The sequence below is a fragment of the Bordetella genomosp. 2 genome (assembly GCF_002261345.1).
Lineage (GTDB): Bacteria > Pseudomonadota > Gammaproteobacteria > Burkholderiales > Burkholderiaceae_B > Bordetella_A.
The window spans coordinates 1364299-1378715 of the sequence record NZ_NEVT01000006.1 but is presented as its reverse complement, the minus strand read 5'-3'; the positions used below and the strand labels follow the sequence as shown (position 1 = coordinate 1378715).

Below are 14417 nucleotides of genomic sequence, written 5' to 3'. Positions count from 1 at the left end.
CGCGGCGCCAGCGGCCCCGCCGGCCCCTGCGCCGGTCGCGGCGGCCGAGGCCGCGCCCGAGCCGCCGGCCGAGCCGGCGGCTGCCGACATCCCGCCCTGGGAAGAGGCGCCGTCCGCCGCTTCGGCGGGCCAACCGGCCCCGTCCGCCAAGGCTCCGCCCGCCGCCGCGCTGGCGGTCACGCCGCCGGCCGCGCAGGCCAAGGCGCCGCCGCCCGCCGCCGACGAGCCGCCGGCCTGGGTGGATGAAGACATCCCCGACGAGGCCGAGGGGGGCTACCTGCCCGCCGCCGAGTTCACGGCCGATCCGGAAGACGAATTCGAAACCCTGGCCACCGCCGCGCCGGCCGAGGCCAGGGCGCCCGCGCCCCGCGCCCGGCCGGCGCCGCGCCGCGCCAAGCAGTCCGGTCCGCGCCTGGACGCCATGTCCGCCACCGAATGGCCCGGCCTGGCCGCGCGCCTGCCGGTCACCGGGCTGGCCGCCGAACTGGCGCGCCAGAGCGAGTGGGCCGGCGTGCAGGGCGACGCCGTGGTGTTGCGCGTCGCCGTCAAGACCCTGGCGGAAAGCGAAAGCCGCGTCCGGCTGCAGACCGTCCTGTGCGAACATTTCGGACAGGGCCTGCGCCTGGAAATCGAAGTCGGCGCCACCGGCGACGGTACGGCGCACGCGGTCGCGCAGCTCGAGCGCGCGGCCCGCCAGCAGGCCGCCGAAGATGCCGTCGCCGTCGATCCCTTCGTGCAGGCGCTGGTCGCCGATTTCGGCGGCCGCGTCGTGCCCGGTTCGGTGCGGGCCGTCGACCCGTCCGCGTGAATGGCCCCTGATACCGGGGCGACCCGCGCATTCCACTCTCATTCAAGGAAGCTTCCATCATGATGAAAGGACAACTGGCCGGCCTGATGCGCCAGGCCCAGCAGATGCAGGAAAACATGAAGAAGGCCCAGGACGCGCTGGCCGAGATCATCGTCGAGGGCGAGTCCGGCGGCGGCCTGGTCAAGGTGACCATGACCTGCCGCCACGACGTCAAGCGCGTGGCCATCGATCCCAGCCTGCTGGCCGACGACAAGGACATGCTCGAGGACCTGGTGGCCGCGGCGTTCAACGACGCGCTGCGCAAGGCCGAGAGCACGGCCCAGGAGAAAATGGCCAGCGTCACGGCCGGCATGCCGCTGCCGCCGGGCATGAAGCTGCCGTTCTGAACCCGCACTATCCGGCGCGATGGATTCCCAGCTTCCCGAACCCGAGCCGCTGGTCTCGCTGATCGAGGCGTTGCGGCGCCTGCCGGGCGTGGGCGTGCGCTCGGCCCGCCGCATGGCCTACCACCTGCTGCAGCACGACCTGCAGGGGGCCGACATGCTCGGCCGGGCGCTGGCCGGCGCGGTGCAGAACCTGCGCCATTGCGCGCGCTGCAACAGTTTTACCGAAGACGAGATCTGCGCCACCTGCGCCAATCCCAAGCGCGATCCGTCGCTGCTGTGCATCGTCGAGACGCCGGCCGACCAGAACATGATCGAGGCCAGCCACGGCTATCGCGGCCTGTACTACGTGCTGATGGGCCGGGTGGCGCCGCTCGAGGGCATCGGCCCGCGCGAGCTGGATTTCCAGCGGCTGCTCGAACGCGCCTCCGACGGCGTGGTGCAGGAGGTCATCCTGGCCACCAATTTCACGGCCGAGGGCGAGACCACCGCGCATTTCCTGGGCGAAGTGCTGGCCGGGAAGGGCTTGAAGGTAACGCGCCTGGCGCGCGGCGTGCCGGCCGGCAGCGAACTCGAATACGTCGACGCCGGCACCATCGCCTGGGCCCTGATGGAGCGCAAGTCCGCATAGCAATACGGCCGGCGTGCCGGGGCGCCGCCGCCGCAACGAAGGAGACACCCCATGTCCGCGCTGAAGGGCGTCAAGGTCCTCGAGCTGGGCACGCTGATCGCCGGCCCGTTCGCCGCCCGCATGCTGGGCGAGTTCGGCGCCAGCGTCATCAAGGTGGAGACCCCGCACGGGCCCGACGGCACCGGCGGCGGCGATCCCATCCGCAGCTGGCGGCACCTGCACGAAGGCAATTCGCTGTGGTGGACGGTGCAGGCCCGCAACAAGCAATCGATCGCCCTCAACCTCAAGGACCCGCGCGGCCGCGACATCGCCCGCCGCCTGGCGCTGGATGCCGATATCGTGGTCGAGAACTACCGCCCCGGCGTGCTCGAGAAATGGGGGCTGGGCTACGAGCAGCTGCGCGCGGTGAATCCGGCGCTGGTCATGGTGCGGCTGTCCGGGTACGGCCAGACCGGTCCGATGCGCGATGCGCCCGGCTTCGGCGCCATCGCCGAGTCGATGGGCGGCCTGCGCTACGTGTCGGGCCACCCCGACCGCCCGCCGGTGCGCGTGGGGATTTCGGTGGGCGATTCGATCGCCGCGCTGCACGCGGTGATAGGCGCCCTGATGGCATTGCGCCATCGCGACGCCACCGGCGGCCGCTGGAACGGCAAGGAAGGCGCCGATTGCGTGGCGGGGCAGGGGCAGATGGTCGACGTGGCCCTGTACGAGTCGGTCTTCAACCTGATGGAAAGCCTGGTGCCCGAGTACGACGTGGCCGGCGTGGTGCGCGAGCGCACTGGCGGGGCCCTGCCGGGCATTGTGCCTTCCAATACCTATACGACCCGCGACGGCCAGAACGTGGTGATCGCGGGCAACGGCGACGCCATCTTCAACCGGCTGATGCGCGCCATCGGGCGCGACGACCTGGCCGAGGACCCGCAACTGGCCCGCAACGACGGGCGCGCCCGCCGCGCCGAGGAAATCGACGGCGCCATCCAGCGCTGGTGCGACACGCGCACCATCGACCAGGCGCTGGAGATCCTGCGCGGCGCCGATGTGCCGGTAGGCAAGATCTACAGCGTGGCCGACATGTTCGCCGATCCGCAGTTCCTCGCGCGCGGCATGATCGAACAGCACCGCTTCCCCGACGGCAGCCCGGTCAAGCTGCCTGCCGTGGTGCCGCGCCTGTCCGAGACGCCGGGCGGCACGCGCTGGCTGGGCCCGCGCCTAGGGGAACATACCGAAGATGTCCTGAAATCGCTGGGGTATGATGCAGCGGCGATCGCCGAGCTGGCCGCCAGCGGCGCAGTCGGCATGCCGCCGCGGGCCGCGTGACATGCCCGCCCGGCGCTTCCGGAATGCCAAGACGACGGCCACCCAGGCCGCAACGCAGACACAGGCCGCCCAGCGGCAAAGGAGACCCTAATGTCAATCACTCGTCGTGATGTGCTCAAGCTGGCCGGCGCGGCCGGCGCCGTGGGCATGGCGCCGGCCATCGTGCGCGCGCAGAAGCTCGAAAAGCAGAGCGTGCAGATCGCGGTCGGCGGCAAGGCGCTCATCTATTACCTGCCGCTGACCATCGCCGAGGTCAAGGGCTACTTCAAGGACGAGGGGCTGGACGTCAATATCGCCGACTTCGCCGGCGGTTCCAAGGCCCTGCAGGCCGTGGTAGGCGGCAGCGCCGACGTCGTGTCGGGCGCCTTCGAGCACACCCTGCACATGCAGTCCAAGGGCCAGTTCTACCGGGCCTTCGTGCAGCAAGGCCGCGCGCCCATGATCGGGGTCGGCGTGTCCAAGAAGAACATGCCCGACTACAAAGGCCCGGCCGACCTCAAGGGCAAGAAGATCGGCGTCACCGCGCCCGGTTCGTCCACCAACATGGTGGTGAGCTTCTTCCTGGCCAAGCACGGCCTGCGCGACAGCGACGTCTCCATCATCGGCGTGGGCGCCGGCGCCGGCGCGGTGACCGCGCTGCGCAGCGGCCAGATCGACGCCATTTCCAACACCGACCCGGTGGTGTCGATGCTGGCCATGCCCGGCGACATCGAGATCATCGTCGACACCCGCACCCTCAAGGACACGCAGGAGATCTTCGGCGGCAACATGCCTGCCGGCAGCCTGTACGCGCCCCAGGCCTTCATCGACGCCAACCCCAATACGGTGCAGGCGCTCACCAACGCCATCGTGCGCGCCGACAAGTGGATCCAGAAGGCCGGCGCCGAAGAAATCGCCAAGACCGTGCCGACCCAGTACCTGCTGGGCGATCCGGCCGTCTACAAGGCCGCCATCGAGAAAAGCATGGAGGGCCTGTCGCCCGACGGCGTCATTCCCGAGGACGGCGCGGCCACCGCGACCAAGGCCCTGGCCGCCTACGTGAAGGGCTTCGACGCGGCCAAGATCGACCCCGCCAAGGCCTGGACCAACGAGTTCACCCGCCGCGCCAACGAGAAGTATCCCAATGGCTGATGCAGCACTTTCGCTCGAGCGCATCACCTGCACCTTCGTGTCGCGCGAGGGCGGGGGCAAGCGCTATACCGCCGTGCAGGACACCAGCCTGGCCATCGCCCCCGGCGAGTTCGTCTCGGTCGTGGGCCCCACGGGCTGCGGCAAGTCCACGCTGCTGAACGTCGGCGCCGGCTTGCTGGCGCCGTCGTCGGGGCAGGTGAAGGTGTTCGGCCAGCCCCTGCAGGGCATCAACCGGCGGGCCGGCTACATGTTCCAGGGCGAGGCGCTGCTGCCCTGGCGCAGCGCCCTGGAGAACGTCATCGCCGGCCTGGAGTTCGCCGGCGTGGCGCGCGCCGAGGCGCTCGAGCGCGGCCGCGACTGGCTGCGCCGCGTCGGCCTGGGCGGCTTCGAGGAACGCTATCCGCACCAGATGTCGGGCGGCATGCGCAAGCGCGCCATGCTGGCCCAGACGCTGATCCGCGATCCCGACATCATCCTCATGGACGAGCCCTTTTCGGCGCTCGACATCCAGACGCGCCAGCTGATGGAGAACGAAGTCCTCGAGCTGTGGATGGCCAAGCGCAAGGCCGTGCTGTTCATCACGCACGACCTGGACGAGGCCATTGCCATGAGCGACCGCGTGGTGGTGCTGTCGGCCGGTCCCGGCACCCATCCCATCGGCGAATTCGCCATCGACCTGCCGCGTCCGCGCGACGTGGCGGAAGTGCGCACGCACCCGCGTTTCGTCGAGCTGCACGCGGCCATCTGGGGCGTGCTGCGCGAGGAAGTCCTGAAGGGCTATGCCCAGCAAAAGCGAGCTTGAGATGTCCAGATTGATCAAACCGGGTTCGGCCAGCCTGCGCGTCTGGCAACTGTTGTTGCTGGTGGCCATTCTGCTGGCCTGGCATTTCGCGACGCTCGACCCCAAGGTCGCATTCTTCTTCGGCCAGCCGCTGGAAGTATGGGGGCGCATCTGGGCGTGGTTCGTCACCAACGGCGATATCTACCGCCACTTGTGGGTTACGCTGGCCGAGACCGTGCTGGCCTTCTTCATTGGCACGGTGTTCGGCATGGGTTTCGGCCTGTGGCTGGGGCTGTCCAGCACCGCCAGCGCCATCCTCGACCCCTACATCAAGGCGGCCAACTCCATGCCGCGCGTCATCCTGGCGCCCATCTTCGGCATGTGGTTCGGCCTGGGCATCTGGTCCAAGGTGGCGCTGGCCGTGACGCTGGTGTTCTTCATCGTGTTCTTCAACGTCTACCAGGGTGTGCGCGAAGTCAGCCCCACCTTGCTCGACAACGCCCGCATGCTGGGCGCCGGGCGCCGCCAGCTGCTGCGCCACGTGTACCTGCCGTCGGCCACCAGCTGGGTGTTCTCCAGCCTGCACACCTCGGTGGGCCTGGCCTTCGTGGGCGCGGTCGTGGGCGAGTACCTGGGCTCGGCCAGCGGCGTGGGCTACCTGATCCTGCAGGCCGAGGGCACCTTCGACGTCAACACCGTGTTCGCCGGCATCGTGGTGCTGACCGCCTTTGCGCTGGTGCTCGACTACATCGTCGGGCTGGGCGAGCGGCGCCTGATGAAATGGCAGCCCAAGACGGGCGAGACCGAAAAAATCTGAACCCGCGCGGCCCCGCCGGGGGCCGCCGTCTTTCCGGAGTTTCCCGCATGGCGCGTCTTTCCTACGCCGATCTGTCCCATCCCGAAGCCCAGCCGCTGGTCGAGCGCATCGTCGCCGAGCGCGGCAGTGTGCTGCACCTGTACCAGATGCTGCTGCACAGCCCCGCCGTGGCCAGCGGCTGGCTGAACTACCTGACCTCGATCCGCCAGCTCAGCAGCCTGCCGGGCGATCTGCGCGAACTGGTCATCATGCGGGTGGCGGTGCTCAACGGGGCGCCCTACGAGGCCGACCAGCACGCGCCCATCGCCTTGCGCGAGGGCATCAGCCAGGCCCAGCTGGACGCGCTCGACCAATGGGAGGCCTCGGACCTGTTCGCGGCGCGCGAGCGCGCCGTGCTGGCCTATACCGACGCCATGACGCGCCAGGTCCAGGTGCCGCAAGCCGTATTCGACGCGGCGCGCGAGGCCGTGGGCAGCGACAAGCTGATGGTCGAGCTGACCGCCACCGTGGCCGCCTACAACATGGTGTCGCGCTTCCTGGAAGCGCTGCAGGTGCACTCGCACGACCAGCGCTGACCGCGTGCGGCGCAGGTGTCTGACACCTATGGTGTCAGACACCGCCCGATGAGCGCCACAGCCAATACCAGGTGTCTGACACCTTGTGTGTCAGACACCGCCATGGTCACTGGCTCGCGCTCAGCAAGGCATCCAGCTTGACCGCGTCGGCGGAGAACAGCCGGATGCCCTCGGCAAGTTTCTCCGTGGCCATGGCGTTGGCGTTCAGTTCGGTGCGGAACCACACTTCGTCGGCCATGCGGCGCGCGGGCACGCCGTCGGCGTCCATGTCGCGCACCAGGCGGGCCGGCGCGTCGCCGGGCGTGCTGTCGAGTTCCTGCAGCAGCTCGGGGCTGATGGTCAGCAGGTCGCAGCCCGCCAGCGCCAGGATCTGGCCGGTGTTGCGGAAGCTCGCGCCCATGATCTCGGTGGCGATGCCGTGGTGCTTGTAATAGCGGTAGATCTCGGTCACCGACTGCACGCCGGGGTCGTCCGCGCCGGCGTTGGCGGTTTCCACCCAGTCGGCGCCGGCGGCCTTCTTGTACCAGTCGTAGATGCGGCCCACGAACGGCGAGATCAGCTGCACGCCGGCATCGGCGCAGGCGACAGCCTGGGGCGGCGAGAACAGCAGCGTCAGGTTGCAGCGGATGCCGTCGGCCTGCAGCACGCGCGCCGCCTGGATGCCCTCCCAGGTCGATGCCATCTTGATCAGCACGCGCTCGCGCGCGATGCCGGCCGCCTCGTACAGCGCGATCAGGCCGCGCGCGCGCTCCACCGTGGCGCGGGTATCGAACGACAGGCGCGCGTCGACTTCGGTGGACACCCGGCCCGGCACGATGTTGAGGATCTCGCGCCCGAACGCCACCAGCAGCCGGTCGGTCAGCTCGGGCAGCGGGGCGCCGCGATGGTCGCGCGCCACTTGCTCCAGCAGCGGGCGGTAGGCGTCTTTCTGGACCGCCTTGAGGATCAGCGACGGATTGGTGGTGGCGTCGGTCGGGCGCAGCGTCCGCATGGCTGCGAAATCGCCGGTATCGGCAACGACGGTGGTGTGGCGGCGCAGGGCTTCTAGTTGGCTGGACATGGGGACAGATCAACAAAGGCAAAGGTTGTCGATAGGGGTAGGGTATCACTAGGCCGGGGCCGGTTTTGACACGAAAACCCCGGCCCGGAGCTTTATTCGGCGCGGTTCCCCGGGAAAATAGCCCTTCCAGGGTATAATTCCAAGGTTTGATTACTGATTCTTAAACCGGGGTTTACTGTGCTGCCGCAACTTTTTCCCGAGGGTGCCGATCGTTTCCCTCCTGCAATTCTGGCTTTGGCGGACGGTACCATTTTCCGGGGCGTATCCATCGGCGCGCCAGGGCATACGGTGGCCGAAGTGGTGTTCAACACCGCCATGACCGGCTACCAGGAAATCCTCACCGATCCCAGCTATAACGGCCAGATCGTCACGCTCACCTATCCGCACATCGGCAATACCGGCGTCAATCCCGAAGACGTCGAGACCTCGCGCGTGCTGGCCTCCGGCCTGGTGGTGCGCGACTGCCCCGCGCGGGTATCCAACTTCCGCGCCACCCAGTCCCTGCCCGAATACCTGGCCGCGCAGGGCGTGGTCGCCATTTCCGGGGTCGACACCCGCAAGCTCACGCGCATCCTGCGCGACGGCGGCGCCCAGGGCGCCTGCATCCTGGTGGGCGACGACGCCGAACGCGCCGTCGAACTGGCGCGCGGCTTCCCCGGCATGGCCGGGCAAGACCTCGCCAAGGTCGTGTCCATCAAGGAAAGCCAGGACTGGAAGCAGGGCACCTGGCGCCTGGGCGAAAGCTTCGGCGCGCCCGCGCAGGACCGCTTCCACGTGGTCGCCTACGACTTCGGCGTCAAGTACAACATCCTGCGCCTGATGGCCGACCGCGGCTGCCGCATCACGCTGGTGCCGGCCCAGACCTCCGCCGAGGACGTCCTCAAGCTCGAGCCGGACGGCGTCTTCCTGGCCAACGGCCCGGGCGACCCGGAGCCCTGCGACTACGCCATCGCCGCCACCCGCGTCTTCCTGGAGCGCAAGCTGCCGGTCTTCGGCATCTGCCTGGGCCACCAGATCATGGGCCTGGCCGTCGGCGGCAAGACCGTGAAAATGAAAACCGGCCACCACGGCGCCAACCACCCGGTGCAGGACCTGGATTCCAAGCGCGTCTTCATCACCAGCCAGAACCACGGCTTCAACGTCGACGCCGCCACGCTGCCGGCCAATGCCCGCGTCACCCACGTGTCGCTGTTCGACGGCACGCTGCAGGGTTTCGAGCTCACCGACCGCCCCGCGTTCTGTTTCCAGGGCCACCCCGAGGCCAGCCCGGGCCCGCACGACATCATCGTGCTGTTCGACAAATTCATCAGCCTGATGGCCGGCCAGAAATAATCATCGCATCATGCCCAAGCGTACAGATCTAAAAAGCATCCTCATCATCGGTGCCGGCCCCATCATCATCGGGCAGGCCTGCGAGTTCGACTATTCCGGCGCGCAGGCGTGCAAGGCGCTCAAGGCGGAGGGCTACCGCACCATCCTGGTGAACAGCAACCCCGCCACCATCATGACCGACCCGGAAACGGCCGATGTCACCTACATCGAGCCCATCACGTGGCAGGCGGTCGAGAAAATCATCGAGCGCGAGAAGCCCGATGCCCTGCTGCCCACCATGGGCGGGCAGACGGCGCTGAACTGCGCGCTCGACCTGGCCCGCCACGGCGTGCTCGAGAAGCACAACGTCGAACTCATCGGCGCCAACGAGCAGGCCATCGAAAAAGCCGAGGACCGCCAGAAGTTCAAGCAGGCCATGACCGCCATCGGCCTGGAGTCGGCCAAGTCGGGCATCGCCCACAGCATGGACGAGGCCTGGGAAGTGCAGCGCCGCATCGCGGCCGAGACCGGCACCTCGGGCTTCCCGGCAGTCATCCGCCCCAGCTTCACCATGGGCGGCTCGGGCGGCGGCATCGCCTACAACGCCGAGGAATTCGAAACCATCTGCCGGCGCGGCCTCGAGGCCTCTCCCACCAGCGAACTGCTGATCGAAGAGTCGCTGTTGGGCTGGAAGGAATTCGAGATGGAAGTCGTGCGCGACAAGGCCGACAACTGCATCATCGTCTGCTCCATCGAGAACCTCGACCCGATGGGCGTGCACACCGGCGACTCCATCACCGTCGCCCCGGCCCAGACGCTCACCGACAAGGAATACCAGATCATGCGCAACGCATCCATTGCGGTGCTGCGCGAGATCGGCGTCGACACGGGCGGTTCCAACGTGCAGTTCGCGGTCAATCCGAACAACGGCCGCATGATCGTCATCGAGATGAACCCGCGCGTGTCGCGCTCGTCGGCCCTGGCTTCCAAGGCCACCGGGTTCCCCATCGCCAAGGTCGCCGCGCGCCTGGCGGTGGGCTACACCCTCGACGAGCTGCGCAACGAGATCACCGGCGGCGCCACGCCGGCCTCGTTCGAGCCTTCCATCGACTACGTGGTCACCAAGGTGCCGCGTTTCGCGTTCGAGAAATTCCCGCAGGCCGACGCCCGCCTGACCACGCAGATGAAGTCGGTCGGCGAGGTCATGGCCATCGGCCGCACCTTCAAGGAATCGTTCCAGAAGGCCCTGCGCGGCCTGGAAGTCGGCGTGGACGGCCTGAACCAGAAAACCACCGACCGCGAGAAGCTGCAGGTCGAGCTGGGCGAGCCCGGCCCCGAGCGCATTTGGTACGTGGGCGACGCCTTCGCGCAAGGCTTCACGCTGGACGAAGTGCACAACATCACGCGCATCGACCCGTGGTTCCTGGCGCAAATCAAGGAAATCGTCGACATCGAGCTGGCGCTCGAGCAGAAGACCCTGGCCGACCTCGACTACGCCACGCTGTGGCAGCTCAAGCGCATGGGCTTCTCCGACCGCCGCCTGGCCTTCCTGCTGGACTCGTCCGAGTCCGAGATCCGCAAGCTGCGCCACCAGCTGAACGTGCGCCCAGTGTACAAGCGCGTCGACACCTGCGCCGCCGAGTTCGCCACCCGCACCGCCTACATGTACTCCACGTACGAGGACGAATGCGAGGCGCAACCCACCGACCGCAAGAAGATCATCGTGCTGGGGGGCGGGCCCAACCGCATCGGGCAGGGCATCGAGTTCGACTACTGCTGCGTGCACGCGGCGCTGGCGCTGCGCGAAGACGGCTACGAGACCATCATGGTCAACTGCAACCCGGAAACCGTCTCCACCGACTACGACACCTCCGACCGCCTGTACTTCGAGCCCCTGACGCTCGAAGACGTGCTGGAAATCGTCCACAAGGAAAACCCGGTGGGCATGATCGTCCAGTACGGCGGCCAGACGCCGCTGAAGCTGGCGCGTGCCCTGGAAGCCAACGGCGTGCCCATCATCGGCACCAGCCCGGAGTCCATCGACGTGGCCGAGGACCGCGAGCGCTTCCAGAAGCTGCTCAACAAGCTCGGCCTGCGCCAGCCGCCCAACCGCACGGCGCGCACCGAGGGCGAGGCCCTGGCGCACGCCGCCGACATCGGCTACCCGCTGGTGGTGCGCCCCAGCTACGTGCTGGGCGGCCGCGCCATGGAAATCGTCCATGAGCAGCAGGACCTCGAACGCTACATGCGCGAAGCGGTCAAGGTCAGCAACGATTCTCCCGTGCTGCTCGACCGCTTCCTCAACAACGCCACCGAAGTCGACGTCGACTGCCTGTCCGACGGCGAGACCGTCTTCATCGGCGGCGTCATGGAGCACATCGAGCAGGCCGGCGTGCACTCCGGCGATTCGGCCTGCAGCCTGCCGCCGTATTCGCTGTCGGCCGAGGTCATCGCCGAGATCAAGCGCCAGACCACCATGATGGCGCGCGCCCTGAACGTCAACGGCCTGATGAACGTGCAGTTCGCCATCCAGGGCGGCGACGTCTACGTGCTGGAAGTCAACCCGCGCGCCTCGCGCACGGTGCCGTACGTCTCCAAGGCCACCGGCCTGCAGCTGGCCAAGATCGCCGCGCGCGCCATGGCCGGCCGCACCCTGGCCGCCCAGGGCATCACCCGCGAGGTCGTGCCGCCTTACTTCTCGGTGAAGGAAGCGGTCTTCCCGTTCGTGAAATTCCCCGGCGTCGACACCATCCTCGGGCCCGAGATGAAATCCACCGGCGAGGTCATGGGCGTGGGCACCAGCTTCGGCGAGGCCTTCGTCAAGTCGCAACTGGCCGCCGGCGTGCGCCTGCCCGAGAACGGCACGGCCTTCATCAGCGTCAAGGACCAGGACAAGCCCCGCGCCGTCGAAGTGGCGCGCGGCCTGCACAACCTGGGCTTCAAGCTGGTGGCCACGCGCGGCACCGCCGCCCAGATCGAGGCCTCGGGCATCCCGGTGCAGGTGGTCAACAAGGTCACCGAGGGCCGTCCGCACATCGTCGACATGGTCAAGAACGGCGAAATCTCGCTGGTCATCAATACCGTCGAGGAACGCCGCAACGCCATCGCCGATTCGCGCACCATCCGTACCCAGGCCCTGGCGGCGCGCGTCACGTTCTTCACCACCATCGCCGGCGCGCGCGCGGCGGTCGAAGGCATGCAGTACCTGCGCCAGGGGCTCGGCCTGCAGGTGTATCCGCTGCAGGAACTGCACGCGGGATTGCAGCCCGCCGCTTAACGGTCTACCGTTGCCGGACCGGCCGCGCTTCGCGGCCGGTTTCCCGGACCCTACTCATGCAGAACGTCTTCATTACCGGCGCCAGCAGTGGCCTGGGCCGCGCGCTGGCGCGGCGCTACGCGCAGGCAGGCGCGCGGCTGGGGCTGGTGGCGCGGCGCGGCGACGTCCTGCGCGAGCTGGCCGACTCCCTGCCGGGCCGGCACCACTGCTATGCGCTCGATGTGCGCGACCGCGCGGCCCTGCACGCCGCCGCGCACGACTTCATCGGCGCCTGCGACGGCCGGGTCGACGTGGTGATCGCCAGCGCCGGCATCAGCGCCGGCACGCTTACCGAGCACAGCGAGGACTTCGACGTTTTCCAGGCCATCGTGGCCACCAACCTGCTGGCGACGGTCGCCACCTTCGAGCCCTTCATCGCGCCGATGCGCGAGGCCGGGGCAGGGCGGCTGGTGGGCATCGCCAGCGTGGCGGGCATCCGCGGCCTGCCCGGCGCCGGGGCCTACAGCGCATCGAAGGCCGCCGTCATCAGCTATTGCGAAAGCCTGCGGGTCGAGCTGGCGCGCCATGGCATCGGCGTGGTCACCATCGCGCCCGGCTATATCAAGACCGCCATGACCGCGCACAACCCCTATGCGATGCCGTTCCTGATGGAGGCCGATGCCTTCGCGGCGCGCGCGCAGGCGGCCATCGCCCGTGGCGCCTCCTATACCGTCATTCCCTGGCAGATGGGCGTCGTCGCCAAGTTGCTGCGCCTGCTGCCCAATGCGCTGTATGACCGCGCCGCGCGCAATGCGCCGCGCAAGCCGCGCCGCTGACCGGATGGCAGGCGGCACGGCGGCTTGACACGCGTCAATGGCGGGCGCGATAACAGCCGCGGCCGGCATCCTGGCCGGCGGCGCTGCGATACAGTCGGGACGCTGCGCAGCAGGCGTTCTTCATGACCAGGCGCGATCCCGCGCCGCGGACGCCCCGCAGCAGTGTGGCGTCCCATGAAGAGAATCAAGCTTGGCTTCGTTATCCTGTTCGTCGCGTTGACCGCGCTCTGGCTGCTGGCCGACACGTTCTTCCCCCAGCCCTTCGGCTATTTCCCGCTGCGCCGCGCCATGGTCCAGTACACCGGGGTGCTGGCCATGGGGGCGATGAGCCTCGCCATGATCCTCGCCACCCGGCCGCGCTGGCTGGAGCCCTGGCTCGGCGGGCTGGACAAGATGTACCGGCTGCACAAGTGGCTCGGCATCGCCGCCCTGGCGGTCGGCACGGTGCACTGGCTGTGGGCCCAGGGCACCAAATGGGCGGTCGGCTGGGGCTGGCTGGTCAAGCCGGCAGGCAAGGGCGCGCCGGATTTCGGCGCCCTGGAGCAAATGCTGCGCAGCCAGCGGGGCCTGGCCGAAACCCTCGGCGAGTGGGCGGCCTTCTATCCCGCCGCGCTGCTGATCGTCCTGGCGCTGGTCAAGCGCTTCCCGTACCGGCCCTTCGCCAAGACCCACACCATTCTGGCCGTCATCTACCTGGTGCTGGTGTTCCACGCCATCATCCTGCTCGAATTCGCCTACTGGACCCAGCCGCTGGGCGTCGTCATGGCCGTGCTGCTGGCCGCGGGCGCCGTGTCGGCGCTGCTGGTGCTGTGCAAGCGGGTCGGGGCGCGCAGCACGGTCGCGGGCCGGGTTACGCGCGTGGCCGCCTTTCCCGAGACGCGCGTGGTGCAGGCCGCCATCGAACTGCGCGGCCCCTGGCCCGGGCACCGGCCGGGCCAGTTCGCCTTCGTGACCTTCGACCGCCGCGAGGGCGCGCATCCGTATACCATCGCCTCGGCATGGCACGCGCGCGAGCGCGAGGTCAGCTTTCTCATCAAGGTGCTGGGCGACCACACCGCCCGGCTGTACGAGACGCTCACGCCCGGCCAGCCGGTCCTGGTCGAGGGCCCCTACGGCTGTTTCACCTTCGATGACCGCAAGCCGCGGCAGATCTGGATCGGCGCCGGCATCGGCATCACGCCTTTCATCGCGCGCATGCAGTACCTGGCGAACCATCCCGGCCAGAGGCAAGCCATCGACCTGGTCCACCCTTCATCGACCCGGTCCCATGCCGCCGTCGACAACCTGGCCGCCGATGCCCGGGCGGCCGGGGTCGCACTGCACCTGATGCTGGACGAGACCGACGGACGCCTGGACGGCGCGCGCCTGCGCGGCGCCGTGCCCGACTGGCGCCAGGCCAGCGTCTGGTTCTGCGGTCCGGTGGCGTTCGGCGCCGCGTTGCGGCGCGACCTGGTGGCGCACGGCCTGGCGCCGGCCGATTTCCACCAGGAACTGTTCGAAATGCGCTGAGC

12 protein-coding genes and 1 pseudogene are annotated in these 14417 nt (G+C 68.7%); 12 read left to right on the top strand and 1 reads right to left on the bottom strand.

Going from position 1 to position 14417, the window contains the following annotated elements; genetic code table 11:
- The 8 genes and pseudogenes from CAL24_RS16720 to CAL24_RS16685 all read left to right on the top strand — a co-directional run.
- Nucleotides 1–808 (top strand): annotated as a pseudogene (locus CAL24_RS16720) (DNA polymerase III subunit gamma/tau); the annotation flags it as partial.
- 59 nt (nt 809–867) lie between these two features.
- The gene (locus tag CAL24_RS16715) at nt 868–1194 is read left to right on the top strand and encodes a YbaB/EbfC family nucleoid-associated protein (RefSeq protein WP_028353194.1); all 327 of its coding nucleotides are present in this window, start codon (nt 868–870) and stop codon (nt 1192–1194) included.
- Nucleotides 1195–1213: 19 nt separating this feature from the next.
- A complete protein-coding gene (gene recR, locus CAL24_RS16710) occupies nt 1214–1822 on the top strand; it encodes a recombination mediator RecR (RefSeq protein ID WP_028353195.1) in 609 nt (202 codons plus the stop codon).
- A 51-nt stretch (nt 1823–1873) separates the two neighbouring features.
- Nucleotides 1874–3139 (top strand): CaiB/BaiF CoA transferase family protein, encoded by a 1266-nt coding sequence (locus CAL24_RS16705; protein ID WP_094807240.1) that lies wholly within the window; start codon nt 1874–1876, stop codon nt 3137–3139.
- Nucleotides 3140–3229: 90 nt separating this feature from the next.
- Entirely contained in the window at nt 3230–4270 is a 1041-nt protein-coding gene (locus tag CAL24_RS16700) for an ABC transporter substrate-binding protein (protein ID WP_028353197.1), read from the top strand.
- A complete protein-coding gene (locus CAL24_RS16695; RefSeq protein WP_094807239.1) occupies nt 4263–5072 on the top strand; it encodes an ABC transporter ATP-binding protein in 810 nt (269 codons plus the stop codon). The genes CAL24_RS16700 and CAL24_RS16695 overlap by 8 nt, the downstream gene beginning before the upstream one ends.
- A gap of 1 nt (nt 5073) precedes the next feature.
- Nucleotides 5074–5868: an ABC transporter permease gene (locus CAL24_RS16690; protein ID WP_028353199.1), complete on the top strand. Its 795-nt coding sequence runs from the start codon at nt 5074–5076 to the stop codon at nt 5866–5868.
- Nucleotides 5869–5915: 47 nt separating this feature from the next.
- On the top strand, nt 5916–6443 hold the full coding sequence (locus tag CAL24_RS16685) for a carboxymuconolactone decarboxylase family protein (protein ID WP_028353200.1): 528 nt from the start codon (nt 5916–5918) through the stop codon (nt 6441–6443).
- Nucleotides 6444–6549: 106 nt separating this feature from the next.
- On the opposite strand, the gene tal is transcribed toward CAL24_RS16685, so the two are convergent.
- Entirely contained in the window at nt 6550–7503 is a 954-nt protein-coding gene (gene tal / locus CAL24_RS16680; protein WP_094807238.1) for a transaldolase, read from the bottom strand.
- 177 nt (nt 7504–7680) lie between these two features.
- Between tal and carA the strand changes: the two genes are divergently transcribed.
- The 4 genes from carA (at nt 7681) to CAL24_RS16660 (ending at nt 14415) form a co-directional block, all read left to right on the top strand.
- Nucleotides 7681–8835, top strand: coding sequence for a glutamine-hydrolyzing carbamoyl-phosphate synthase small subunit (gene carA, locus CAL24_RS16675; protein ID WP_038853035.1), 1155 nt, complete (start codon nt 7681–7683; stop codon nt 8833–8835).
- Nucleotides 8836–8845: 10 nt separating this feature from the next.
- Nucleotides 8846–12091 carry a carbamoyl-phosphate synthase large subunit gene (gene carB / locus CAL24_RS16670; protein WP_094807237.1) on the top strand — a complete coding sequence of 1082 codons (3246 nt, stop codon included), beginning with the start codon at nt 8846–8848 and terminating at the stop codon, nt 12089–12091.
- A 56-nt stretch (nt 12092–12147) separates the two neighbouring features.
- Nucleotides 12148–12906 carry an SDR family oxidoreductase gene (locus CAL24_RS16665; protein ID WP_028353204.1) on the top strand — a complete coding sequence of 253 codons (759 nt, stop codon included), beginning with the start codon at nt 12148–12150 and terminating at the stop codon, nt 12904–12906.
- 174 nt (nt 12907–13080) lie between these two features.
- Nucleotides 13081–14415, top strand: coding sequence for a ferredoxin reductase family protein (locus CAL24_RS16660; protein WP_094807236.1), 1335 nt, complete (start codon nt 13081–13083; stop codon nt 14413–14415).
- Nucleotides 14416–14417: the final 2 nt, after the last annotated feature.